This is a genomic window from Gemmatimonadota bacterium, from assembly GCA_022560615.1.
In the GTDB taxonomy this organism is placed as follows: Bacteria; Gemmatimonadota; Gemmatimonadetes; order Longimicrobiales; family Gaopeijiaceae; genus UBA1138.
In genome coordinates this window covers 1-24,692 of sequence record JADFSR010000042.1, presented here as the reverse complement: position 1 = coordinate 24,692, position 24,692 = coordinate 1, and the positions used below count along the sequence as shown (strand labels likewise).

Sequence of the window (24,692 nt, the reverse complement as noted above, 5' to 3'; positions counted from 1 at the left end):
GTTACCCTCCAAGATAGGTCAACACGCGGCTCGCGAGCGCCTCGGAGAAGCCCGGGATGCGGGCGATTTCGTCCCGGGTCGCTTGGCGCAGGCCCTTTATGGATCCGAAGCGGCGCAGCAGAACCCTCTGGCGCTGGGGGCCAATGCCGGGAATGTCGCCGAGCTCGCTGCGAATGGTACGCTTGCGGCGGAGTTTTCGGTTGTACCGCACCGCGAATCGGTGGGCTTCGTCCCGGATGCGCTGAAGCAAGTGCAGCGCGCGGTTTCTCCGGTCGAGCAAGATGGGATCCGAGCTCCCTGGCACGAAGACCTCCTCCTCCCTCTTCGCGAGCGCGATGACCGCCACATCCTCCAGCTCGAGGGAAGCCAGGGCGCTCATCGCGGCGCTCAGCTGACCCTTCCCGCCATCGATGACGACCAGATCGGGCAACGGCTTGTCCTCGTCCCGACGGCGCCGGAAGTACCGGCGGACGACCTCTTCCATGGAGGCGAAGTCGTCGTTTCCCCAATCCCCCTTGATGCGCATGTGGCGATACGCCGCGCGGCGCGGCTCCCCGTTCAGGAAGACCACCGCGCTTCCCACGGTCTCCGAGCCCTGGATGTGCGAAATATCGAAGCACACCATGAGCCGGGGCACCACCTTGAGATCGAGCTCGTCCTGGAGGCTGAAGAGCGCGTCCTCGGCCCGATCCGCGGCATACGCGAGCGCCGCAACGCGGTCCTCGAGCACCTGGCGGGCGTTCTCCTCCGCCAACTCGATCAGACGCAGCTTCTCGCCCCTCTGAGGCACGGTGACTGCGACCTGACGGCCCGCGCCCTCCGTGAGGATCTCCGCGAGCAACGCACGATCTTCGAGCTCACGAGGCAACAGCACGTGCCTCGGCAGATCGACCAACCCCGCGTCTCCCGCGCCCAGGTAGTGCCTAGAGACGAGCGAACTCAGCAGATCCTCTTCGGACTCGTCCCGAATCTTGGCGAATCGCTGCGCGTCGCGACCGAGTAGCAGCCCAGAGCGCACCTTGAGCACGACCCCAGCGCCGAGATCGCCGTCTCGCGCCAGGCCGACGATGTCCAGGTCCCCCCCCTGAGTGCGGTGCACGCGCTGCTCCTTGGCGAGCGCATCCAGACCGGTAAGCACATCACGCATGCGCGCGGCACGCTCGAAGTCGAGCGCCGCCGACGCCTCGCGCATTCGCATCTCCACGTCACCCCTGAGCTCCTCGGTCTCGCCCTCGAGGATGCGCAGGATCTCGTCCGTCATTCTGCGATACTCGGCTTCGCTCTGCAGGCCGACGCAGGGCGCCTTGCACCGTCCGATGTGGTAGTCGAGACACGGCCGGTCGGGTCCGTCCTTCGGCAAGTTGTAGCGGCACGAGCGCATGGTGTGCAGTCGCTTCACGACCTCGAGCGCCTGCCGCATGGGGCCCACCGACGTGTACGGACCGAAGTACCGCGAACCGTCGCTCACCAAAGTCCGAGTCACATACACCCGCGGGAACGGCTCCTTCACGGTGACCTTGATGTACGGGTACTTCTTGTCGTCCTTCATGAGGATGTTGAAGCGCGGCCGATGCTCCTTGATGAGGTTGGCCTCGAGCATGAGCGCTTCGGCCTCCGTGCCGACCACGAGCGTGTCCACGCTCTCGATGAGCCGGACCAACTCGCGATTCTTGGCGCTCAGGTCCGCCTCGCGCCGGAAGTAGCTGCGGACGCGGCTCCGCAGAGCCTTCGCCTTACCGACGTACAGCACGCCTTCCTTGGCGTCTTTGAACAGGTAGACGCCGGGCTTCGTCGAGAGTGTGCGCAAAGTGTCAGTATCGACTGGCACAGCGGTGCTCCGTGGGGTGGTCGTTGGCGGCCCGCCCGGTACGACCGGCCGACGCCTACTACGTGGAACGACGGCGGTTGATCCCCTGCCCGAGCAGCGCGGTGGCGACCAGGTAGAGTACCCCGAACGGAAGGAGCGTTTCAAGCGCGACGACCCACGGTTGAGCCGGCGGCAAGATCAGCTGTAGCGCGACGCCGAGGGCCGCGGCGAGCGAAGCGGCGAGCGTGAGCCGCACGATCGGCCCCGCGCCCGGTCCGTGCGCTCCGATCTTGCGTGCCAGAGCGCGGCGCAACATCACGAACTCGACCCACGCGGCGCAAGACGCGCCCATCGCGAGTCCCGCGGCACCGAGACGTAGGCCCGAGAAGCCGTACCGATCCAGCGGGATCATGGCGATCACCCCGATCACGATCGACACCAGAACCCGCACGTACGCGATCCGAGCCGGCGTTTTTGTGTCGCGGAGTGCGTAGAACACCGAGGAGAGAGCTCGGGAGCACGCCGACACCGGCAGGCCGAGCGCGAAGGCCGCCAGCACGCCCCAGGTCACCAGCGTCTGTGCCGCCCGGAACTCGCCGGTTTCGTACAGCGCCGCGATCACTACGTCCCCCAACGCGAGATAAGCGATCGCCGACGGGATGACGAAGTACGAGACCCGCCGGAGCGCTGCGGCCACACGGGCAGCGAGCACCTCACGATCCTCTCCGCGCATGCGCGACAGTTCCGGCAGCTCGGAGGCCGCGACGCTGATCCCAAACAGAGAGATCGGCAACAGGTAGAACGTCTGTGCGTATCCCATGACCGCAACCGCCCCGTTCGCGAGTAGCCCCGCCAGGTAGAGCTCGAACCAACCGCTCAGGTTGACGACCCCTCGTGCCGCAACCACGGGCCCGAAGTTGCGGATCCCTTCCGGAATGCCTTCGACACCTCGCCCCATGGAGGGCTGTACGCGGTGCACGAGCCGGAGCACGAACGGTAGCTGTACCGCTAGCTGCACACCGCCACCGATGAGCGCTCCCCAGGCGAGAACGACCACCAGGTCGCGCTGTCCGAGGCCCCAATAGATTCCTCCGGCGACCATCGCCGTGATCACGGTGATGTTCCAGAAGACGGGGGCCACGTAGGACACAAAGAACCGCCGGTGACTGTCCAGGATCCCGATCGCCCACGCCGAGATCACCAGGATCCCGCTCATGGGCAGGAGAATCCGGACCAACGTCGTGGTGATCGCCTGTTTCTCCGGCGACCAGCGCGGGAAGAAGAGCGGGACGAACAGCGGCGCGATCATCACGCCTAGCAGAACCGCCGCCGCTGACACCACCGTGAGAAGACCCAGCACGGCACCCGCGAAGCGGTTCGCTTCTTCGTGCTTGCCCTGCCCGAGGAACTCGGAATAGATGGGAACCATCGACGCTGAGAGCGTGCCTTCACCCAGCAGATTCCGCAGCACGTTCGGAAGTCGAAACGCCGCCCGCCACGCATCCGCGAAGTCGCTACTCCCGAAGAAGTGCGCGAAGAGCCGCTCACGAACGAAGCCCATGAGGCGGCTCAAAAAGATGCCCGCGCCTACCCTGGTGGCGGCGCGGGCTTCCCGGCCGGAGCCGGTCGGGGGATCGTCAGTCGGAGTCGTCACCCGGTGGGAGAGCCGCCCCGGTGGACTCGGACCGCTCAGAGAGGAGTTTGGTCACGAACTGACTCTCCTCGTCCAAGCGTCCGATCTCGCTCGTCAGCCGCTCCATCTCGCCCTCGAGAAAGGCGATGCGTTCAGCCATGAGATCCGATGGGCCGTCCAGACTCCGCCGCTCCAGACGGGACGCCAAAGCGCGCCCGACCGACGAATCGAGTACGATCGCCAAGAGCGGGATGAGGAGGACGAGAACCAGAATCAGTTGCCACATGGTCCGAAGTTAGGTTGCGAAGCGCACAGCACAACAGATCATACGCGCCTCACTCAGTCGAAGTTCACCTGAAAGCGTTCGTACAGGGAGTCAAGAACCGCGCCACCGTATCTCGTCAGGAAATAGAGGGGATTCTGGACCCGCTCGGCTGGCGTTCCGTTCGGGAACAGATGTACCTGTGCCTTTTCGAGCTGCGACAGCGCGATTTCGTTCTCGCGCTTGACGGCGTGGAGGATCTTCTTCTCGAGATCGTCGATCGCGGCGAACGCCTGGCTGCGCACGTGCTGCACCGTCCCCTTCAACGTCGGGTCGATCGGCGTCACCGCCTGTTGGAGCTCACCTACACCCTTCCCGATGGCACCACGCAAGCCCCTGAGCGCCTTCTTCACGTCGGCAGGCACCTCCTCCCGCGCGATGTCCCCCGCGACCTCGTGGAACGGCCGGTTGAGCGCGTCGACGTCGAGCCCGAACTTCGTGAGCACCTTGCGAATCTTCGTCTCGACAGGCGTGACACCGAAGCGAGGGTAGACGATAGGCATCTCCAGCCCGTGCGCTCCGAAGTACGCGTGCAACTGTGCGAAATACGCCATTTCGCCCGGCCCGCCCACATAGGACAGCGTCGGGAAGATCATGCTCTCGATCACCGGGCGCAGTAGCACGTTGGGGCTGAGCACCGACGGATCTTCGGCCTGTCGACTGCGCACTTCATCGGCCGACAGTTGCGTATCGGAGGTCCGCAGGCGGAACCCTCCGTCCTGCCTGTAGATGCGTTCGCGACCTGAGGGGCCCTCGAGGAAGAGGTTCACGCCACCCTCGAGGATGGGCACCTGCAGCCCGTAGCCCGCCGACTCGAGGGCATCGGCGGTGGCGCGCAGCACCGTCTCGAACTCCTCACATCGAGCCAGCTCGGCGAGCAGCGTCTCGGCCGAGTGTCGCTTCACGGCAGGGTGCGCCGCGTCGGTGAAGAAGATGCCGAAGCGCCCGAGCAGCTTCTGATAGACGGCGTGGAAGCCCTCGGAGAGCGTCGCCTCGCTCGTGAACGCACCTCGAATCAACTCGAAGTATTCACTACTAAACTCTGTAACAGGAAGAGTTTGTAGAAATTCCTCGACACGGTCTTCGGCGGTTGGCCCAAGCGGGATTCGATGGATCGGGGGATGTACATCGGGGTCGGGTGCGTCGATCGCGAAGCGATGCAGCTCGTTGTCGACGCCAATCAAGTACGTGTGGTTCGCCTCGGCCCAGTCATGATCGTCCGAGGCCACCCAGAAGAGGGGAATCACGGGCTTGCCGAGAGCGGACTCCAGAGCCTCAGCCAAGCGCACCACCGTGAGCGCTTTGTGGACGTTGTACAGCGGCCCTCCAAAGAGCGCCGGTTGCTGGCCCGTAGTGACCATGTAGCCACCGCGCTCGACGAAGCTCTCGAGACGCGCCGCGTCGGCTCCAGGCGGGACGATGATCGCTTCCACGGCTCGCTCCCGAGCCACTCGGTCGAAGCGGCTGTCGACCTCGGCGGCCTTGGCCCTGAAATCCTCCGTGCTTGCGAAGCCCCGAGGGAAGAACGGCCGCACCGACGGCTCCCCCGCCAAGTAGTCCCGAACCACGGGGGAGCCCGAGGGACGGCCTACGATCAGTTCCACGGAGTCAGCCTTTGTGGTACGGCTCGCCACGGGCGATCGTGCCCGCGCGATAGAGTTGCTCGGCCAGGACGAGGCGAGCGACCTCGTGCGGTAACGTCATGGCAGACAGCGATAGTCGTCTCCGAGCTTTCGTGAGCACGTCTTGCGCGAGACCGTGCGCTCCACCGATCACGAACGCCACGCCGGCTGCCGAACGGAGCGCTCGTTCCTGCAAGTACCCCGAGAGTTCCTCAGAACCCATCTCTTTGCCTCCACGCGTCAGCGCAATCAGCTCCAACTCGTCCGGGACCCGCGCCAGCAGGCGCCCCGCTTCGGCGGTCATGACCGCCTCCGAATCCTGTGAGCCAAGCCGGGCTCCGGCGTCCACTTCTTCGACCTCCAGCTTCCAGTAGCGGGCGGCCCGTCGTTCGTATTCCGCAACGACCGGCGCCAGCGGACCCTTCACTTTCCCCACCGCGACGACCAGCAGCCTCACGAGAATCCCCCGATCGCCTCGCTTATTCTCATTTCGACCTCCTCACGGCCCGACTCCCAAACGATGCGCTGCGTCAGGACACGGGCCCCTGGAAGGTCGCTCGCCCACGGCGCCAACTTCACTGCGTCCTTTTCGGTCATGACGACCGCCCGGTCACCCGCCGCGGTCACGATTCTTCTGACGTCGCCGTCGGAATACTCGTGATGATCGGGAAACGCCAACAGCGCGACGTCCCTCCGTAAGAGCACCGCGACATTCTCGCGGAAGTCGTCTGGACGGGCCACTGCCGCCACGACGAGCGCATCGCCTGAGGGCGCGGCGACCTGCTCGCCGCTCAGGTCCCGCCACCCGTCGGGCGCGAGTCGTACGACGCCCACTGGCCGCGACGGCGCGAAGTCACGTGCTCGGTGCAGGATCGCGAGCGCTCGTTCCGAGGAGGCGGTACGCCGTGTAACCAGGATCACGTCGGCCCGAGCAAGCGACGTGGCCGGCTCCCGATAGGGGCCTGTCGGGAGCAACCGACCTGGGAACCGGTCTTCTGCGGCTAGCAGGACCAAGTCGAGATCGCGTGCCAGCTGGCGGTGCTGAAAGCCGTCGTCCAGCACCGCGACGGTCGCGCCGGCGTCGCGCGCGCGCGCCGCTGCGATGATGCGATCCGAGTCGGCCTCGACCGGGACCTCAGGGTTCCATTGGCGGTGCAGCACGAGCTCGTCGTGACCGTAACCGCGTGACACGATCGCGGTGGGCACACCGCGCTCGCTCAGAAACCGGGCCATCCATGCGGCGAAGGGGGTCTTTCCGGTCCCGCCCACCGCGAGGTTGCCGACTGAGATGACGCAGAGGCCTTGAACACGCTGTCCTCCATTTCGCTCGTGCGCCCCATTCCTCATCCACACCAGCAGTCCATACGCCCACGAAGCCGGCGCGAGCAGGCCGGACAGCAGGTACCCGGGCACGCCGGCCTCCCCCGCCCACCAACGGCGCGCGAACAGGGACAGCGCCGCTTTCACTCCTCCGGGCATGACTCCCTCGGCCATGACTCCCCTTTCCATGACTCCCCGGGCGGAACGACCCCTTCGGCGTTCAGCCGAGCGGTGAGTGCGTTCAGGTCCTGCCCTATCTCCGTACTCATGCGTACTAGTTCCGCGCGGCCGGCGTCGCGCGGAACGAAGCGGGGCGGCAGGTATTCGAGTCGAATCCTGGAAAGCGGCTTGGGCACCAGGAAGCCGTCCCAGCTGCGGAACCGCCACCCGGACGAAGCTCCCACCGCGAGCGGAATGATCGGCAGCCCCGTCAGCTGGGCAGCCGCCAACGCTCCGGGCTTGAATACGCCCACGGGGCCCCTCGGACCGTCAGGGGTCAGTGGGCAAGGTCGTGTCCGGCCCTCGGCGGCCCGTACGAGGCCCTTGAGGCCCTTGGTGGCCCCACGTCTGCTCGAACCACGGACGGTCCCGAAGCCGTTCCGCTCGATGACCCGCGTGATGTACTCGCCGTCCGCGTGCTCACTCACGAGCACGACGATCCCCTCCCGGCGGTGATAGTGGACCAACGGCAAGAGCTGACCGTGCCAAAAGACGAAGATGACCTGCTTTCCCTCCCGTCTGAAGTGTCGGTAGTTCTCCGCCCCGATTCGCTCCACGCGCGTCGTCATGAAGAGCGCGGCCACGAGCCCCGTGCCCAGTACGCCGGCCGTCTCGAATATGAGGTTGCGCTTGCGGTCCGTGCTCACGCGCGTGCCCGGAGCAGCCCGATGCCGAGCTCCGCCACGCGCTCTGAGGCGCCAGGCGTTCCCAAGAGGCTCTCGATCTTCGACAGCCCGTCGATCTGTTTCTTATACGCCGGGCTGGCGTCGTCGAGGAGCGGGAGGAGCAGCTCCGCCAAGCGCTCGGGGACCGCGTCGTCCTGGAGGAGCTCGGGCACGATGTCCGCGCCCGCCACCAAGTTCGGGAGCGACACGTTCTTCACGCGGAGCACGCGCTTCACGATCTCCCACGAGAGAGGGGCCATGCGGTAGGCCACGACGAACGGAGTCACCTCGAGCGCGGCCTCCAGCGTCGCAGTCCCCGACTTGACGAGCCCAGCCCGCGCGTGACGCAGGAGCGCCCTGGTATCGTCCACCACCGGGAATCCGACGTGTTCATAGAGATCCCGAGGCAGCGTACTGGCCCTGGAGATCACGGGCTGCACGTCGGGCCTAGACTGCCGGACCGAATCCGCTGCCTGCAAGAAAAGCGCGAGGTGCCGCGCGATCTCCTGCTTCCTGGAACCCGGCAGGATGGCGAGGATGGGGCGAGCCGAGTCCAGCCCCCACGTCTCGTGGAAGGTCGCCGAATCCACCACATCGTCCGGCCGATCGAGCAGCGGGTTGCCGACGTAGTCGACCGTCGCGCCAGCCGCCTCGAGAATCTCCACCTCGAAGGGGAAGATCACGGCAACGTGGTCCGTCACCGCCGCCAATCGCTTTGCTCGTCCCGGGCGCGACGCCCACACCTTCGGCGCGATGTAGTAGACCACCGGACGGCCCGCGTCGTGTGCGACCCGGGCGATTCGCATGTTGAAGCCCGGGTAGTCGATGGCGATAACGAGATCCGTCGACCAAACGACGTCCGTGATGCGGCGCTCCAGCTCCCTAAAGAACTCGAGTCGGCCCACGATCTCGGTGAAACCCATGACCGCAAGCTCCTCGAGCCCGGCGAGTAGCTCCACACCTTCCCTCTCCATGAGTGGACCACCGAGACCGAGCAGACGGGCGTTCGGAAGGCGTCGACGTAAAGCCCGGGCGACGCCAGCTCCATGGTGGTCCCCCGACGCCTCGCCCGCGAGCAGGAGAACGGTCGGCGAGTCCCCCGGCCCACCCACTAGAATCGCGAGCCGAGATACCAGATGAGGGCCATGGTGAGCACCAGCAGCCCCATGAGACGCCTGGGGGGCATTCCCTTCCGGGCGTCGATCCAGTTCTTCTTCCGTCTGCGGCGCACGCGAATGAGTGACATGTGATTTCGCCCTGCTAGAGCGTGATCCCGCGCTCGCCCGCACGGATGAACTCGAGGAGGTGCCGCACCTCGGGGATCGCAGGCACATCCTCGTCCGCTCGTTCGAGCGCCTGTGACAGGTTGAGGTTCGAGCCGAACAGAATGCGGTACGCGTGCTTGAGCGCCTTGCGCACGTCCTCGGAGAATCCGCGCCGCTCCAGACCGACGGTGTTCAGCCCGTAGAGCTTGGGCGGATTCCCCGCGGCGCGGCAGTAAGGGGGTACGTCCTGTGGAATTCGGGAGCCTCCGCCCACGAAAGCATGTGCTCCGATGCGCACGAACTGATGGATCGGGGTCAGGCCGCCGACGGTCACCCAGTCCTCGATGACCACGTGCCCCCCCATGTTCACCGCGTTCGACAAGATCACGTGATTCCCGAGCTCGCAGTCGTGAGCGACGTGAGTGTACGCCATGAGCAGGCAATCGCTGCCGACAACTGTTCGGCCGGCCGCAGAGGTCCCGCGGTTGAGCGTCGCGAACTCGCGGACAACGGTTCGGGCTCCTACCTCCAGGGTCGATTCCTCACCCTGGAACTTCAGATCCTGTGGGTCGGTCCCGAGTACTGCTCCGTTCGCGATGCGGCAGTCCTCGCCCACCGTCGTATCGCGCTCGATGAGCACGCGCGGACCGACCTCCGCCCCGTCCCCGATGCGCACGCGCGGACCGATCAGAGCCCAGGGGCCGATGGTGACGCCCTGGCCGAGCTCTGCCGCGGGATCCACGAGCGCCGTCGCATGGACCTCGGTCTCCCCTCGTGTTCCGACGGTGACGTCGCTCATTTGTCGACGACCCTCGCCATTAGGTCCGCCTCGGCAACCAGCTTGCCATCGACGTACGCACGCCCCCGCATCTTGCAGACATGCCTTCGGTACCGCGTCAGCTCCAACTCGAAGACGATGGTGTCGCCGGGCGTGACCGGCCTCCGCCACTTCACGTTGTTGAGCGACATGAAGTAGACAACCTTTTCCTCGGGGTTCTCCACATGGTCGATCAGCAAGAGTCCGCCCACCTGCGCCATCGCTTCGATGATGAGCACGCCTGGCATCACCGGATGTCCCGGATAGTGGCCTTGGAAGAACGGCTCATTGATCGTGACGTTCTTGATGCCGACGATCCGTTTGCCCTGCTCGTACTCCGTAATGCGGTCCACCAGCAGCATCGGGTACCGATGCGGCAGGTACTCCATGATCTTGGTGATATCGACGACCGGCTGCCGGCCAGAGCACCGACCCTGCCCGGCGATCGCTTTCGCGAGGGCTACGTTGCCACGGTGGCTTGGCCGCTCCGCCACCACGTGAGCGTTGATGCGCGCGCCGATGAGCGCGAGATCGCCGACGATATCCCCAACCTTGTGGCGCAGGAACTCATCCTCGAAGCGCAGGCCGTCGTTCATGACTCCGTCGTCGTCCAGCACCACGGTGTTCTCGAGCGACGCGCCGAGCGCGAGCCCGCGCGCGTGCAGTGCTTCAGCATCCGCCTTGAAGCCGAAGGTCCGTGCCGGAGCAAGCTCGACCGCGAACGATCCGGCTGCCGCGGAAAAAGAGCCGAAGCACCTCCCGATCGCGTCGTGCTCGAAGTCGATCGTGGCTGAGACTCGGAGGCCTGATCCGCGCGTGGCCACGTACGATTGCCCCCCGTCCCCGTCGGTGGTCAAAGGCTCGCCAACGCTGATGACGCGAGCTTCGGCGTCCTGCTCCACCGGCACGGCGTCGCTCAGGGCGCGGAAGTAGTCTTGGAACGACCCGTCTCGGATGGGAATCTCAGGCCCTGTGAGATCGAGTGTCGCGTTGTCGATCTCGAGGGCGCCGAGCGCGGCCATGACGTGCTCCACGGTGAGCACCTTGGTCTCTCCGCAGGCGAGCGACGTACCGAGCTCGGTGTCGACCACGTGGTCGAGCCGCGCCGGCACTTCCGGCGAACCGTCGAGGTCGACACGCCGGAAGCGGATGCCCGTCCCAGGCCCGGCAGCACGGAACGTCAAGGTCGCGGCCTCACCCGAATGCACACCCCAACCTTCCAGCGTGATCTCCTTCGCGATCGTGCGCTGACTGGGAGCGCTCATGGCTGCGTTCCGCCCGACAGTTCGGAAACGATGGATTCCAATCGCTCGACGCGTTTCACCAGCTTCGGAATGCGGCCGAGATGGGCCTGTTTCTTCAGCTGCTCGCGGTGTGGGCGGGCTGGGTGGCCCGACATCGTCTCTCCCGCGGGCACATCTCGCATGAGCTTCGTCGCGATCGCGAGGCGGGCTCCGTCGCCGATCTCGAGGTGGTTACTCACCCCGACTTGGCCACCCATCCACACACCCTGCCCGATGCGCACGGAGCCCGCAACGCCGACCAGTGCGGCGAACAGCGAGAGGGCTCCGACACGGACGTTGTGCGCCATGTGCACGAGGTTGTCGAGTTTCGAGCCCTTCCCGATCACCGTGTCCCCCAGGGATCCTCGGTCCAGCGTGCTGTTGGCGCCGACCTCGACGTCGTCTTCGACGATGCAGCGCCCGACCTGCGGCATCTTGCGGTGCGCCCCGTCTACAAACGTGAAGCCGAAGCCGTCCGACCCCACGCGTACCCCCGAGTGGAGAATCACGCGATCGCCCACCGAGCACTCGTGGTAAACGACGACGTGCGGATAGAAGAGACAGTCGCGGCCGATCTCGGTGTCGCGGCCGACTACACAGTGGGCACCGATCCGCGTGCGATCGCCGATGACCGCGCCAGCCTCGATCACGGCATACGGGCCGATCCGGATTCCCTCGCCGAGGGAGACCCCCTTCCCGATCACCGCCGTGGAATGCACATGCGACGTCCACGCCGGATCGGGGTGAAAGTGCGCCAGCACCGTGCACAGCGCCGGGTAGGCGTCGTCGACGACGACGCAAGGAACGCCCTCCGGCACGTAGGACTCGAGCTCAGACGCTACCAGGTAGGCTCCAGCCCTGGAATCGGGCACGAAACGCGCGTACCGCTTCGTGGCCAGAAACGCGACTTGATCTTCTCCGCTGACCTCATCGACGGGTCCGATACCGCGGATCGACGTGTCGCCATCCCCCTCCAGCCGGCCCCCGACCAGCTCGGCGATCTCAGCCAACGTCAGTCCAGGCACCCCAGTCTGCTTCGCGCTAGAGTCGTTCACAGGCCACACGCGTATAGGACTACTCTACTGCCCCCCTCCGGGCGCTGCAGCCGCCGCGGCCTCGAGCCTACGCAGAACTTCCTGCGTGAGATCCAGAGCCGGGTCCGCCGAGATGATGGATCCGGCGGCGGCGTCGAGTATCATCGCGTAGTTGCCCTCCTCACGCAGAGCCTCGATCACTTCGGTGATCTGGTCCATGATCGGCTGAACCAACTCCGCTCGGCGCGTGTTTGCCTGCTCTTGGAGCTGCGCGGTCCGCTGCTCGAACTCCTGGACCCTGACCTGCAGCTGCTGCTGGCGGTTCGCCTTGGCCTCTGGCGAGAGCGTGAGCTGCTGTTGCTGTAGCTGCTGGTCCAGGTTTTGGAGTTCGGTCTGCAGGCGCTGGATCTCCTCCTGCGCCGACTGCAACTCGGCATCGAACTGAGCCTGGGCTTGCGCCGAGCCGGGAGCGCTCTGCACGATTTCAGTAGAGTTGATGTAGCCGATCTTTACCGTCTGCGCCTCCGCAGCCCCCGCCGAAAGCAGGGTGGCCAAAGCCAGGGACGCGAGCGAAGTGCGTCTCATATGCCAATACTCCGTCAAGTGGTGCACCACAGCCTCGTAAGTTCTAGAAACCCGGACCCATACGGAAGTGGAGCTGCCATCCGGGGTTCGTCTTATCAAATCCATACGCGTAGTCGAGCCCAATAGGTCCAAACGGGGTCACCAGCGACAAGCCCAATCCCGCTCCGCGGAACATGCGCGTCGGGTCGAACTCGCCGGGCCTGCGCCACACATTACCGGCATCGTAGAAGAGCGAGATCCCGATCTGGCCGCTCAACCGTAGGGCGTATTCGGCGGTCACGCTGAAGAAGGCGTCGCCGAGCCGATCGATGTCGTTGATGCCCCCTGCGCGCTCAGGGAAGTAGCCGAGGGGCGTGATCGTCGTCTCGTCGTACCCGCGCAGGTTCTGGCCGAACTGCACACCACCCATCCAGAACCGATCGAAGGGGAACGCCGACGCGTCACCGAAAACGGCACCAGCCCTGAGCGTCAGTCCGAGAGCGAAGCGCACACCACCGGGAGCCCCTCCTTCGCCCATGGCGCTCCCGCCGATGGGGACCCACCAATTCGCGTCGGCCAGCACGCGCGTGAACTGGCCGTCCCCACCGAGCAGCCCGCCGTTCGCTTCGATGTTGATGTTTTGGCGTGAGCCGCTGGTCGGGAAGAGCGGGTGATCCAGCGTTTGACGGGTAAGGCCCAGCGTGAGCTGGCTTTGCACGCCAGGTGGACGACTGAATAGTGACGTATCCTCGGAGTCGCTGAACTGCTCGTACTTCGTCTGCGACAAGCCATAACCGACGAAGACCCGGGAAACCCTCGAGTTCGGCCACGGGAAACCGAAGCGCGTGCTCATTCCCACCCGGCGTCGCCGGCCCGTGGCGAACTGGAAGAAGCGGTCCCGCGAATTGAATAGCGTCAGCGATCCCGACACGAGGCTCTGAAAGAGAGCCGGGTCGGTGTAGCTCACCTCGAAGCTGTTCAGGTAGCGACCGAAGTCCCACCGCAGGCTGCCCGACTTCGCCTGCCCGAACAGGTTGGGCTGCTGGTATCCGATGAAGCCGGAGAGGCCTACGCCGCCCCCGAGCGAGGTGCCGAAGTTGATGGAGCCGGTCTGCTTTTCAACCACGTTGAAGGTGATGTCGACGTCACCCTCCTCGTTCGGTTGGATATCCGGGAACGGCCCCGGCGTCTCGAAGAAGCCCAGCGCAGAGATGTTCTGGTAGCTGCGCAACACCCGGTCCTGGCTATACACGTCACCGGGCAGAATAAATACCTGGTTCCGGATCACCCACTCGTAGGTGTACTCGTTGCCCGAGATCGTTACCCGGTTCACGAGCGCCGGCGAGCCCTCGGTGATCTGCCACGTGGCGTCGATCGTCGGCGGCCCGCCGTTCTCCGAGGGGACCTTGTCGACGATCGGCGTGATGCGGGCATACAGATACCCTTCGTTCCGGTACCGCTCCTCAGCGATCTGGACCGCCTCCTGGAACGCCCCGTAATCGAAGACCTCCCCCTCCTCCCCCCGTGCTTCGTCGCCACCCCCGAATCCGAGGCTGCTCAGGATGCCGCCCCCACGTCTCGCGAAATAGCCCTCGAGCTCCTCGCTGGTGAAGCGACGGTTCCCTTCGACCGTGAACGAGCCGAGTCGGTACTGCTCACCCTCGTCGAGCTCGATGACCAGGCTCGCCTTGCCCGTGCTCGGATCGACGATGACCGTGTCCGAGAGGACGTGAAAGTCCAAGAAACCGCGGCTGCTGTAAAGCTGCGGGAGTTTCACCGAGAGATCTTCGGCCAACCGGAGCTGGTCGAAACTGCCGGAACGGAACCACCAGAAGCCCTCGGGCTTGATGGACATCGCGCCGCGCAACTGGTCGTCGGTGAAATGCTCGTTCCCGATGAACTCCATGTGCGCGATCGTCACGCGCTGACCCTCGACGATGTCGAGGATGATATCGACTTCGTTGTCCTCTCCGGGGACCTGTTCAATCCGCTCGGTGATCTCCACGAACGGAATGCCGTCTGCTGCGAGCTCGGACCGGATGTACGCCTTCGCGTCGAGGATGCGTTGCGAGTTGAACGGCAAGCCCGGCCTCAGCCCGGTGGTGTCCCTGACCTCGCGCGGCGACAGATGCTCGAGCCCATTCAGCTGGACGGTGCGAACCCGAGCCTGCTCCTCGACCTGGATGACCAGCTCCACGGGTGACGTGCCTCGGACCCGAATCACCACGTCCTTGAACTGCCCGCTCCTCATCAACTGCTTCATGCCGCGCTGGATGTCCCGGTACGTGACCTCGGAGCCAGGCTGCACACCGAAGAGCGCCACGATCGACTGCTCCTGGATGCGCTCCGAGTTGCCCTCCACGACTACGGTGTCCACGGACACGGTCGGTTGGGCCTGGGCGGCCACAGCTGTAGGAGACGTCAGCCCCATGATGGCGAAGAAGGCCGCCGCCAGAGCGGTGGCCTTCCCGAGGCGGTCTCGCATATGAGTCAAGTCCGTCACGTCTTGCTCGTCGACTCCACCCGGAGGGTCAAGCCTCCTCCCTCCGGATCCGCGTCCACTTCGACCTCGTCCCCGGCGGCGAACTCGGTCGTGAGAATCTTCTCCGACAGTGGATCTTCGAGGTACTTCTGGATCGCCCGCTTGAGCGGTCGAGCGCCGAACCTCTCGTCGTATCCCTCTTCCACGAGGAATTCGATCGCGGCGTCCGTGAGCGTGAGCGTCATCCCCTCCTCCCCAAGGCGACTCCGCATCTCCTCGAGCAGGATGTGCACGATTTCCGCGATTTCCGCCTTCGTCAGCGGGTGGAAGACGATGATGTCGTCTACGCGGTTCAGGAACTCGGGGTTGAACGCGCGTTCGATCTCCTGACGGACCTTGTCTTGCATGATCTCGTAGCTGGTCCCGCGATCCGCGGACTGGAAGCCGAGGCCTCCACCCTTCGCGATATCCCGCGCGCCCAGGTTCGAGGTCATGATCAGCACGGTGTTCTTGAAGTCGATCACCCGGCCGTAGTTGTCCGTGAGATGACCTTCATCGAGCACCTGCAGGAGGATGTTGAAGACGTCGGGGTGCGCCTTTTCGATCTCGTCCAGAAGCACGACGGAATAGGGGCGCCGTCGTACCGCCTTGGTGAGCGCGCCCGAGTCCTCGTAGCCGACGTATCCCGGAGGAGCACCGATCAGGCGCGACACCGAGAACTTCTCCATGTACTCGCTCATGTCGACACGGATCAGCGCGTCGCTGTCCGCGAACAAGAACTCTGCGAGCGCCCGCGCCAACTCGGTCTTGCCGACGCCGGTCGGTCCGGAGAAGATAAACGAACCGATCGGGCGCCTCGGGTCCTTCAGCCCGGCTCGGCTGCGCCGGATCGCTCGGCTGATCGCCTCTATTGCGTCCTGCTGGCCGACGATGCGCTTGTGCAGTTCGTCTTCCATGTTCACCAGACGGTCGGACTCGGTCTGGCGGATACGCGTTACCGGAATCCCCGTCCAACGACTGACGATGAACGCGACGTCCTCCGAGGATATCTCGGGCCGGTGATGCTTGCGCTCTTCCTCCCACGCTTCCTGCCGCTGCCGGATCGACTGGCTGAACTCGCGCTCCTCGTCCCTGAGTTCGGCGGCACGCTCGAAGTCCTGGTTGCCGATCGCCTCTTCCTTCCGATTCGCGATCTCGGCGAGCTGCGCCTTGAGCTCCTCGACCTCGGGCGGCGGCACTGCGCTCGCGATGCGTGCGCGCGCTCCCGCCTCGTCGATCACGTCGATCGCTTTGTCGGGCAGGAAGCGATCCGTAATGTACCGGTCGGCGAGCTTGGCCGCGTTCTCGATCGCTTCGTCCGGAATCACGATACGGTGATGGTCCTCGTAGTGACCGCGCAGCCCTTTCAGAATCTCCACCGTCTCCTCCACCGCGGGAGGATCGACGATGACCGGCTGGAAGCGCCGCTCCAGCGCCCCGTCTTTCTCGATGTACTTCCGATACTCGTTCAGCGTCGACGCTCCGATGCACTGCAGCTCACCACGGGCGAGCGCCGGCTTGAGCATGTTGGAGGCGTCGATGGCGCCTTCCGCGGCCCCTGCCCCGACGAGTGTATGCATCTCGTCGATGAAGAGAATGACGGTCTTCGCCTGCTGGATCTCGCTCATCACGGCCTTGAGCCGCTCCTCGAACTGGCCCCGGTACTTGGTGCCCGCGATGACCGCAGCCATGTCGAGCGCCAGGACCCGGTAGTCCTTCAGAGCTTCCGTGATCTCCCCACGCGAGATGAGTTGCGCGAGACCTTCCACGATGGCGGTCTTGCCCACACCGGGCTCACCGATGAGCACGGGATTGTTCTTCTTGCGACGGCATAGAATCTCCACGACCCGTTCGATCTCGGTAGCCCGCCCAATGGTTGGATCGAGCTTGTCCTGGCGAGCCAGCTCCGTCAGGTCGCGGCAGAAGTGATCGAGCGCGGGAGTCTTGGATTTCTTGTCGCTTTGCTTGCCGGAGGGAGTGCCGGAGCCCCCTCCTCCGATGCCGGCGGGCTCGGACGGCGTGACGTCGGAACCGAGAACCTTGAGCGTTTCGCCTCGGGCCTCATCGAGTGTCACGCCGAGCGAGTTCAGAACCTGGGCGGCAATCCCCTTCTCCTCTCGCAGGAGGCCGAGCAGCAGGTGCTCGGTACCGACGTAGGAGTGGTTGAAGTCACGCGCCTCGGCCATCGCGAACTCCAACACCTTTTTGGCACGCGACGTATAGGGCAACTCGCCGAGCGCGATGGTCGCCTTGCCCTTGCGCACCGACTCTTCGACCCGCTCGTGGATCTGCTCGAGATCGATGTCGAGGTTCGTCAGAACCGCCGCCGCGACGCCTTCGCCTTCACGGATGAGCCCGAGCAAGATGTGCTCGGTACCCACATAGTCATGCTGTAGGCGGATGGCCTCCTCTCGAGCCATCGCCAACACTTTCCTCACTCGGTCGGTGAAGTTGTAGTTCATCGTCCGTCCGGACTGTCGTTCGGGAGTTCATCAGTTGCCGACGTACCGTCGGACGTGACGTCCCCCTCAGAAGCAAGAATGCGCCGTACAAAGGCCGCACGGTGCGTGTCGCTCTCGGATGAAGGTAGTTCACGCCCCGCGGCCTGCTCCAAGTGAGCCGGCTGCGAAAAAATCATCATCTTGTTGAGCGTGTATACACGGAGGCCGGGGAGTAGTTTCAGAGAAAGCCCCAACCGCACGCCCGAGAGTAAATTCATCAACTCTTCGAAGGAGAGCGACCGCGCATAACGCAGAAGGCCGTATGCTCTCCAGATTTTGTCTTCGGTTACACCGCGCGCGTCGCGCAGCAGTACCTGTCTCGCCTGCACTTCATATTGGATCACTTGGCGGGCGACCTTGTCGAGGTGATCCACCAAGTCTTCCTCGGTCTTCCCCAGCGTCGTCTGATTCGATACCTGGAAGAAGTTCCCCACGACCTCGGACCCCTCGCCGTACAGCCCGCGGAAGGTCAGTCCCACCTGGCCGAGCCCCTGGAGCACCTTCCCGATCTCCTTGGTGAGGACCAAGCCCGGGAGATGCATAAAGACGGATGCGCGCAGCCCAGAGCCCACGTTGGTCGGACAGCTCGTGAGAAAACCGAACTCGTGGTGGTAGGCATACGGCAACTCACGACCGAGCTCTTCGTCGAGCCGGTCCACCATGCGCCATGCCTCTCGGATGCGGAGGCCTGAGAGCAAGCTCTGGACACGGAGATGATCCTCCTCATTCACCATTACACTGATGGGATCACGACTCGAAAGATGGACCGCCGTACCTCGAGGAGGACCGCTCTCTTCGTCTCCGAGAAGATCTCTCGTCACCAGTCGCCGTTCGAGCAGGATCCGGCGCGTGCGTGTCGCGACGTCGGGCATCTCGAGCAGTGTCCCACCCGATAGAGTCTCGGCGTGCTCGATCGAGCTCTTGAAGAGTCGGAGAACCGCCTCGCGGTCGTTCACGCGAGCCCGTGGGCCGAACGCGTGCCCCTGGAGGTTCCGCGCGAGCCGAACGCGGGTGGACAGCACGATGTCGGCGTGCTCACCGCTGGCATCGAGCCAGCTGAGCCCGTAGTCCGGTATCGTCGTGAAGTCGTTCATCCGCTCTACTGTCCTGTCCTCACGCGGGCTCGAGGGATCGGATCTGATCCCTCACTTCGGCCGCCCGCTCAAAGTCCTCTGCCTCGATGGCGCGATCAAGCTTACGCCGCAGCCCGTCCAGGCGTTTTTCCATTTCGGACGCAGTCGGGTCTGGCGGGAGGTACACCTTTCCCACGTGCTGCACGCTTCCGTGAACGCGACGTAGCAACCGGCGAAGGTGGCTTTCGAACGTCTGATAGCAATGCGGGCATCCGAGGCGACCCGTCTCGCGGAACTGCCCGAACGTAAGGCCACAGAACGAGCACTGGCGGTCAGCGTCGAGCTCATCGTGTCCGCGCTCGTCGCCCATCTGGGCGAGAAAGTCCGTGAGCGGAAGGCTGCTCGGCTCCGGAGCCGGCTCGAGCCCCTTCTCGGCAGCGCACGCCTCGCACAGACGGAACGTGGACATCTCATCCTTCACGATCTGCGTGAAATTCACGACCGCGTCGGACGAGCCACAGCTATCGCAGATGTTGTCTGGCATCGTGAAACGCGTATTGCGTGAACGTTGGTGGGCGCCGGCACCGTCCGCGACGCTGCTCGAAGCCCTCTTCAACGCAGGCTACACCTGAGGGACCGGTTGGAGCCGCCCTCCAACAAGTTCCAGAATCCGGTCCGCCCGAGCTGCCAGCTCGCGGTTGTGCGTCACGATCACCATCGAAACCGCTCGCCGCTCGCGAAGCCGGAACAGCAGGTCGTGAAGGCGCTCGCTCGTTTCGGTATCCAGGTTGCCCGAGGGTTCGTCCAGGAGCAGTACGAGAGGCTCGTTGACGAGCGCTCTCGCGACCGCCACGCGCTGCTGCTCCCCGCCCGATAGCTGACTCGGCTTGTGGCCCTCTCGATGGTCGACGCCGACAGCGACCAGAAGGCTCGACGCCCTCTCCGTAGCTTCGCGTGGCGACGCGCCGGCGATGAGCGCCGGCATCATCACGTTCTCGAGCGCCGTGAACTCCCGCAGCAAGTGGTGGAACTGGAAGACGAAGCCCACGTGCTGATTGCGTACGTGGGCGAGCTCTTCGTCCGCCAGGCCGGCGACCGACCGACCACCCACCAGCACCTCCCCACCCGTGGGCACGTCGAGCGCCCCCAGAAGGTGGAGGAGCGTCGACTTCCCCGCGCCACTCGCCCCAGTGATCGCGACAACCTCTCCCGCCGCAATCTCGAAGTCGACCTCCCTCAGAATCTCCAGTCGGCTTCCATCCCCAGCGATGAAGCTCTTTCGCAGGTGCTTGGCCGCGAGCGGCGGTGGTGCGCCGTTCGTCGCCGCCACAGTCGTCTCGTCAGTCATGACGGATCGCGTCCACCGGCTCGAGGCGGGACGCCTGGATCGCCGGATACACGGTGGCGAGGAAAGCCACGACGATGCTGCCAACGACGATCATCAACACATCAGGCACGTAGATCGAGACCGGCAGGCTGTCCACGAAATACACGTCGGGCGGGATCTTGATGATGTCGTAGCGGTCGATGAGCAACCCGACCCCGACGCCGAGCACGGAGCCCAAGAGCGTGCCCACCACGCCGATCCACGCCCCCTGCAGCACGAAGACCCTCAAGATGCCTCCCCGAGTCATGCCCATGGCCTTCAGGATGCCGATCTCGCGGGTGCGATCCGATACCACCATTACCAGGGTGCTGACGATGTTGAACGCGGCGACGACCAGAATGAGGCCGAGGATCAGCCCCATCGCAATCTTCTCGAGCTTGAGCGCGCTGAAGAGCGCCCGGTTGGTCACGATCCACGACTCGGACCAGTAGGGGAATCCGCCCAACGCCTCCTGCAACCGCTGCGCCACGACCTGGGCCATCTCCGGATCCGTCGTGCGAACGCCGATCCCGCCTACCGTATTGGGGTCCTCGATGCCGACCAGCTCCTGAGCGACCTCGAGCGTGGTGTACACGTTCTTCATGTCGTAGTCGTACATGCCGGTCTTGAATGTGCCCGTGACCTCGAATTGCCTCAGCGTCGGGACCAGTCCGCCGAAGAGGTCCAATTTGAGGTTGTCGAGGGCCATGAGCACCACCGTGTCTCCTTTGAAGAGCTGCATACGGTCCGCCAGAAGCGAGCCCATGAGCAGCGGAGACAGGCCGGACTTCGGCGGCTCGAGGTCGAGCACACCCTCGATGATCTGCCTCGCCATGTCCGTGGGCGGGGCCCCGATCGTGTCGAACGCGATACCATAGAGCTCGGCAGATTGAGTGTATCGAGTATCCCCTTTGCCCCGGACGATCGACACCTGCGCAAGCACGAACGGCGCGGCGCCCGTCACGTGCTCCGTGGCGCGTATCTTTTCGAGTACGGTCGGATAGTCGTGCAGCCGCAAGCTCGTGCCCTGCTCCATAACGACCACGTGCGGCGTCGACTCCAGGATCTTCGATTGGAGGTCCTCCTGCATGCCGGTCATCACTGCGATCACGATGACGAGCGCCGTCACGCCGACGGTCACGCTACCGAGCGCGATCCACGTACTGAGCGATAGCAGGCCCTGTCCTCGGCTAGCGCCGAGGTAGTGGCGGGCTATGAACCAGTGCAGGCGGCCGTTGCTGCCGCGCCCCCTCGAAGCGCTCACTCTTCGTCCCGGAGCATGGGAAACAGGATGACGTCCCGGATCGAGGACTGGTTCGTCAGCATCATCACCAGGCGGTCCACGCCCAAGCCGACACCACCGGTGGGTGGCATGCCGTACTCGAGCGCGCGGATGTAGTCCTCGTCGACCTGTTGAGCTTCTTCGTCCCCCGCGGCGCGCAGCGCCGCCTGGGCCTCGAAGCGCTGCCGCTGGTCGATCGGGTCGTTGAGCTCCGAGAACGCGTTGAAGATCTCCGCGCCGGCGATGTACAGCTCAAAGCGCTCCGTCAGACGTGCGTCCTCGCGGCTCGGCTTCGCGAGCGGACTCAGCTCCTTCGGGTGGTCGATCACGAACGTCGGCTGAATCAAGTCGGGTTCGACGAGCTCACCGAAGAGCTTGTCGATCAGCTTGCCTCGGCCGGCACCGTCGAGGTCTGGGACCTGCAGCTCCTCGGCCTTTGCCCGCAGCTCGCCCTCTCCCATCTCATGAACGTCGAGACCCAACGCATGCGACAGGCCGCCGACCAGACTCAGACGCCGAAACGGAGGCTCGAACGTGATCTCGTGCTCTCCGTACGTGACTGTGCGCGAAGCGATGACGTCGTCCAGCACGTACAGAACCATGCGCTCGACCAGATCCATCTGGTCTCGGTAGTCGGTGAACGCCTCGTACCACTCGAGCATGGTGAACTCGGGGTTGTGCATGCGGCTCAGCCCCTCGTTTCGGAAGTCCTTCGAGATCTCGTAGACCCGATCCAAGCCCCCGACGATGAGGCGTTTGAGGTACAGCTCGTCCGCGATGCGCAGATACATCGTCTGGTCCAACGCGTGGTGATTCGTCACGAACGGCTTCGCGGAGGCGCCACCGTACAGCGGCTGGAGCACGGGCGTCTCGACCTCCAAGAAGCCCTCCGAATCCAGGAACGAACGTAGAGCCGTGATGATTCGGGAGCGCGTGCGAAAGACCTCCCGGACCTCGGGATGAACAGCCAGGTCAGCGTAGCGTTGTCGGTAGCGCGTCTCCTGGTCCGAGAAGCCGGAGTGCACCGTGCGTTCACCTGTCTCCAGGTCGGTCTCGACCTTGCCGAAGGGAAGCGGCCGCAGCGACTTGGTGAGCAGCGTATACGACTCAGCCCGGATCGTGATCTCGCCGGTACGGGTGCGGAAGGCGCGCCCCTCCACCCCGATCCAGTCCCCGAGGTCGATCAGGTCCAGGTCTCCGAAAGGTCCGTCACCGAGCACGTCCTTCTTGAAGTAGATCTGGATGCGACCATCTCCGTCCTCGAGGTGCGCGAACGCGCTCTTGCCGTGGCCCCGCCAGCTCACGATGCGACCGCCGAGTCGGGCCGACTCCCCGTCGCCGTCTTCACTGAGCCCGCCCTCCTTCTCAGCCGCCTCGAACGACGCGGCGACCGCGACCGTGCGATGCGTCGGGTCGTAATTGTACACGAAGGGCTCGATACCCCGCTCGCGGAGGGCTTCGAGCTTTTCGCGCCGTATGCGGAGCAGCTGGCTCAGATCTTCCATAGGTCGGTGCGGGTCTACCGGACCGCGCCTAGCATTTTCAGATAGGCTTCGATGAACGGATCGATCGCGCCGTCCATCACGGACTGGACGTCCGTGATCTTGAGCTCGGTCCTGTGGTCATTGACCATCGTGTACGGTTGGAAAACGTAGGACCGAATCTGGCTCCCGAAACCGATATCGGTCTTCTGCGCCTCGAGCGCCGCTCGCTCCTTTTCTTTCTCTTCCAGCGCGTGCTGATACAGGCGGGCGCGCAGCATCTTCATCGCGGTAGCGCGGTTCTTGTGCTGAGAGCGCTCCTGCTGGCACTGGACCACGATCCCAGTCGGCCGGTGCGTGAGACGGACCGCGGAATCGGTCTTGTTCACGTGCTGTCCGCCGGCGCCGGACGCGCGGTACGTATCGACACGGAGGTCGCCGTCGTCGATCTCGATCTCGATGCTGTCGTCCACCTGAGGATAGATGAAGACGCTCGCGAACGAGGTGTGCCGGCGAGCCTGCGCGTCGAAGGGCGAAATACGCACGAGGCGGTGAACGCCGCCCTCAGCCTTGAGGAATCCGTACGCGTGCTCTCCGTTGATCTCGAGCGTCGCGCTCTTGATTCCCGCCTCCTCCGCCGGCTGGAGGTCGAGAACATTGACCGTGAAGCCACCCCTCTCGGCCCAGCGCGTGTACATGCGCATGAGCATCTGGGCCCAGTCCTGGGACTCGAGCCCACCAGCCCCCGGATGGATCGTGATGATCGCCCCCCGGTGGTCGTCTTTGCCCTGGAGCATGGTGCGTAGCTCGAGAGCCTCGACTCCCTTCGCGAGGTCAGCGACACCGCTGCCGAACTCGGCCGCGAGCTCCGCGTCGTCCTCCTCCTCGAGCAGCTCGACCAGCGCGCGCAAATCCGACACGCGGCCATCGAGCGCTCGCCAGGGCTCGAGCCAGCCCTTGATACTATTGGATTCGTCGATGACCGCCTTGGCCAGCTCTTGCTTGTCCCAGAAACCGGGCTGAGCCATTTCAGAATCGAGCGACTTCAGGCGCTCCTGACGTGCGTCGAGGTCAAAGATACCCCCTGAGCTCCCGGACAGTGTCGCCGAGATTCTCGAGTTGCTGTAGCTGCTCCTTATTCATTCTACACCATGTGTTTTTGGGGACTTTCGCCGTGAGAGCTAGAAGAGCTGTTCGCCCTTCGCGAGCACGTCGTTGAGCGCCTGGCGCCAGAATTCCAGGCCATCTCCTTCGGCCATCTCGGCGCCAACCTGCTCCACGTACTCCTTCCAGGACTGTTTGATCTCCTCCTCGAAGTCCTCCTTCAGCGTGCCCTTGGCCAGCGCAGACCGGTGTAGGTCGGCGTTGTACATCGTCATGTCGGACACGAGAACTCTCGCGAGGCGCTTCGCCTTGTCCTTCGGATCCCTTTTGCCGAAGGAGAAAGCGCTGACCTTCGGGGCAGCATCCTCAGCCGGGGCGGGTGCCTCTTCCGTATCCGCCGGCGCATCCCCGCTGAAGACCGAGCTCGTAGCCGGTCCTTCGTCGGCGGCATCGTCGTCTTCCACCTCAACTGAGAAGTCCGGCTCCGCCGGTGCCTCCGTGCTGAAGTCGCTCGTCATCTCTTCTTCCGGCTCGACAGCGAATTCCGGCTCTGGCTCCGGTTCGGGCTCCGGCTCGGCGGAGACCTCTGCCTCTGGTTCGGGCTCCGGTTCCGGCTCCCACTTGGCAGCGACCTCTGGCTCTGGTGCGGGCGCGACCTCCGGCTCTGGTGCGGGCGCGACCTCTGGCTCTGGTGCGGACGCGACCTCTGGCTCTGGTGCGGACGCGACCTCCGGCTCTGGTGCGGACGCGACCTCCGGCTCTGGTTCCGGCGCGACCTCCGGCTCTGGTTCCGGCGCGACCTCCGGCTCTGGT

The 24,692-nt window shown here is 64.7% G+C and carries 21 protein-coding genes; all 21 read right to left on the bottom strand.

The window, feature by feature from the left end:
* Position 1: 1 nt before the first annotated feature.
* Entirely contained in the window at positions 2 to 1,828 is a 1,827-nt protein-coding gene (gene uvrC, locus IIB36_17235; protein ID MCH7533483.1) for an excinuclease ABC subunit UvrC, read from the bottom strand.
* Positions 1,829 to 1,886: 58 nt separating this feature from the next.
* The gene (gene murJ, locus IIB36_17230) at positions 1,887 to 3,461 is read right to left on the bottom strand and encodes a murein biosynthesis integral membrane protein MurJ (GenBank protein ID MCH7533482.1); all 1,575 of its coding nucleotides are present in this window, start codon (positions 3,459 to 3,461) and stop codon (positions 1,887 to 1,889) included.
* On the bottom strand, positions 3,445 to 3,726 hold the full coding sequence (locus IIB36_17225) for a hypothetical protein (protein ID MCH7533481.1): 282 nt from the start codon (positions 3,724 to 3,726) through the stop codon (positions 3,445 to 3,447). Before IIB36_17225 ends, murJ begins: the two co-directional genes overlap by 17 nt.
* Before the next feature lie 53 nt (positions 3,727 to 3,779).
* The gene (gene bshC, locus IIB36_17220; GenBank protein MCH7533480.1) at positions 3,780 to 5,366 is read right to left on the bottom strand and encodes a bacillithiol biosynthesis cysteine-adding enzyme BshC; all 1,587 of its coding nucleotides are present in this window, start codon (positions 5,364 to 5,366) and stop codon (positions 3,780 to 3,782) included.
* A gap of 4 nt (positions 5,367 to 5,370) precedes the next feature.
* Positions 5,371 to 5,841, bottom strand: a complete 471-nt coding sequence (locus IIB36_17215) for a 23S rRNA (pseudouridine(1915)-N(3))-methyltransferase RlmH (protein MCH7533479.1) — start codon at positions 5,839 to 5,841, stop codon at positions 5,371 to 5,373.
* The gene (locus IIB36_17210) at positions 5,838 to 6,878 is read right to left on the bottom strand and encodes a tetraacyldisaccharide 4'-kinase (protein ID MCH7533478.1); all 1,041 of its coding nucleotides are present in this window, start codon (positions 6,876 to 6,878) and stop codon (positions 5,838 to 5,840) included. Before IIB36_17210 ends, IIB36_17215 begins: the two co-directional genes overlap by 4 nt.
* Positions 6,848 to 7,570, bottom strand: coding sequence for a lysophospholipid acyltransferase family protein (locus tag IIB36_17205; protein MCH7533477.1), 723 nt, complete (start codon positions 7,568 to 7,570; stop codon positions 6,848 to 6,850). The genes IIB36_17210 and IIB36_17205 overlap by 31 nt, the downstream gene beginning before the upstream one ends.
* Entirely contained in the window at positions 7,567 to 8,700 is a 1,134-nt protein-coding gene (gene lpxB / locus IIB36_17200) for a lipid-A-disaccharide synthase (GenBank protein MCH7533476.1), read from the bottom strand. Before lpxB ends, IIB36_17205 begins: the two co-directional genes overlap by 4 nt.
* A gap of 148 nt (positions 8,701 to 8,848) precedes the next feature.
* Positions 8,849 to 9,652 carry an acyl-ACP--UDP-N-acetylglucosamine O-acyltransferase gene (gene lpxA, locus IIB36_17195; protein MCH7533475.1) on the bottom strand — a complete coding sequence of 268 codons (804 nt, stop codon included), beginning with the start codon at positions 9,650 to 9,652 and terminating at the stop codon, positions 8,849 to 8,851.
* Positions 9,649 to 10,935: a bifunctional UDP-3-O-[3-hydroxymyristoyl] N-acetylglucosamine deacetylase/3-hydroxyacyl-ACP dehydratase gene (locus IIB36_17190; GenBank protein MCH7533474.1), complete on the bottom strand. Its 1,287-nt coding sequence runs from the start codon at positions 10,933 to 10,935 to the stop codon at positions 9,649 to 9,651. Before IIB36_17190 ends, lpxA begins: the two co-directional genes overlap by 4 nt.
* Complete coding sequence (gene lpxD / locus IIB36_17185) at positions 10,932 to 11,978, bottom strand: UDP-3-O-(3-hydroxymyristoyl)glucosamine N-acyltransferase (GenBank protein MCH7533473.1); 1,047 nt, start codon at positions 11,976 to 11,978, stop codon at positions 10,932 to 10,934. Before lpxD ends, IIB36_17190 begins: the two co-directional genes overlap by 4 nt.
* 54 nt (positions 11,979 to 12,032) lie before the next feature.
* Positions 12,033 to 12,572, bottom strand: a complete 540-nt coding sequence (locus IIB36_17180) for an OmpH family outer membrane protein (GenBank protein ID MCH7533472.1) — start codon at positions 12,570 to 12,572, stop codon at positions 12,033 to 12,035.
* Positions 12,573 to 12,615: 43 nt separating this feature from the next.
* Positions 12,616 to 15,054, bottom strand: coding sequence for an outer membrane protein assembly factor BamA (gene bamA, locus IIB36_17175; protein ID MCH7533471.1), 2,439 nt, complete (start codon positions 15,052 to 15,054; stop codon positions 12,616 to 12,618).
* Entirely contained in the window at positions 15,051 to 17,534 is a 2,484-nt protein-coding gene (locus IIB36_17170) for an ATP-dependent Clp protease ATP-binding subunit (GenBank protein ID MCH7533470.1), read from the bottom strand. The genes bamA and IIB36_17170 overlap by 4 nt, the downstream gene beginning before the upstream one ends.
* Positions 17,531 to 18,667, bottom strand: a complete 1,137-nt coding sequence (locus IIB36_17165) for a protein arginine kinase (protein ID MCH7533469.1) — start codon at positions 18,665 to 18,667, stop codon at positions 17,531 to 17,533. The genes IIB36_17170 and IIB36_17165 overlap by 4 nt, the downstream gene beginning before the upstream one ends.
* Before the next feature lie 19 nt (positions 18,668 to 18,686).
* A complete protein-coding gene (locus tag IIB36_17160) occupies positions 18,687 to 19,262 on the bottom strand; it encodes a UvrB/UvrC motif-containing protein (protein MCH7533468.1) in 576 nt (191 codons plus the stop codon).
* A 6-nt stretch (positions 19,263 to 19,268) separates the two neighbouring features.
* The gene (locus tag IIB36_17155) at positions 19,269 to 19,994 is read right to left on the bottom strand and encodes an ABC transporter ATP-binding protein (protein ID MCH7533467.1); all 726 of its coding nucleotides are present in this window, start codon (positions 19,992 to 19,994) and stop codon (positions 19,269 to 19,271) included.
* Entirely contained in the window at positions 19,987 to 21,276 is a 1,290-nt protein-coding gene (locus IIB36_17150; GenBank protein MCH7533466.1) for an ABC transporter permease, read from the bottom strand. The genes IIB36_17155 and IIB36_17150 overlap by 8 nt, the downstream gene beginning before the upstream one ends.
* Positions 21,273 to 22,799 carry a lysine--tRNA ligase gene (lysS, locus tag IIB36_17145; protein ID MCH7533465.1) on the bottom strand — a complete coding sequence of 509 codons (1,527 nt, stop codon included), beginning with the start codon at positions 22,797 to 22,799 and terminating at the stop codon, positions 21,273 to 21,275. Before lysS ends, IIB36_17150 begins: the two co-directional genes overlap by 4 nt.
* 14 nt (positions 22,800 to 22,813) lie before the next feature.
* Positions 22,814 to 23,914, bottom strand: coding sequence for a peptide chain release factor 2 (gene prfB / locus IIB36_17140; protein MCH7533464.1), 1,101 nt, complete (start codon positions 23,912 to 23,914; stop codon positions 22,814 to 22,816).
* A 42-nt stretch (positions 23,915 to 23,956) separates the two neighbouring features.
* A partial coding sequence (locus IIB36_17135; protein MCH7533463.1) for a hypothetical protein occupies positions 23,957 to 24,692 on the bottom strand: 736 nt, incomplete at its 5' end.

Bases quoted from the DNA above. Each gene is read 5' to 3' on its own strand.
- IIB36_17225 (MCH7533481.1), bottom strand. From the start codon at position 3,726: ATGTGGCAACTGATTCTGGTTCTCGTCCTCCTCATCCCGCTCTTGGCG.
- IIB36_17210 (MCH7533478.1), bottom strand. From the start codon at position 6,878: ATGGCCGAGGGAGTCATGCCCGGAGGAGTGAAAGCGGCGCTGTCCCTG.
- lpxA (MCH7533475.1), bottom strand. From the start codon at position 9,652: ATGAGCGACGTCACCGTCGGAACACGAGGGGAGACCGAGGTCCATGCG.
- IIB36_17190 (MCH7533474.1), bottom strand. From the start codon at position 10,935: ATGAGCGCTCCCAGTCAGCGCACGATCGCGAAGGAGATCACGCTGGAA.
- IIB36_17180 (MCH7533472.1), bottom strand. From the start codon at position 12,572: ATGAGACGCACTTCGCTCGCGTCCCTGGCTTTGGCCACCCTGCTTTCG.
- IIB36_17170 (MCH7533470.1), bottom strand. From the start codon at position 17,534: ATGAACTACAACTTCACCGACCGAGTGAGGAAAGTGTTGGCGATGGCT.
- IIB36_17165 (MCH7533469.1), bottom strand. From the start codon at position 18,667: ATGAACGACTTCACGACGATACCGGACTACGGGCTCAGCTGGCTCGAT.
- IIB36_17155 (MCH7533467.1), bottom strand. From the start codon at position 19,994: ATGACTGACGAGACGACTGTGGCGGCGACGAACGGCGCACCACCGCCG.
- lysS (MCH7533465.1), bottom strand. From the start codon at position 22,799: ATGGAAGATCTGAGCCAGCTGCTCCGCATACGGCGCGAAAAGCTCGAA.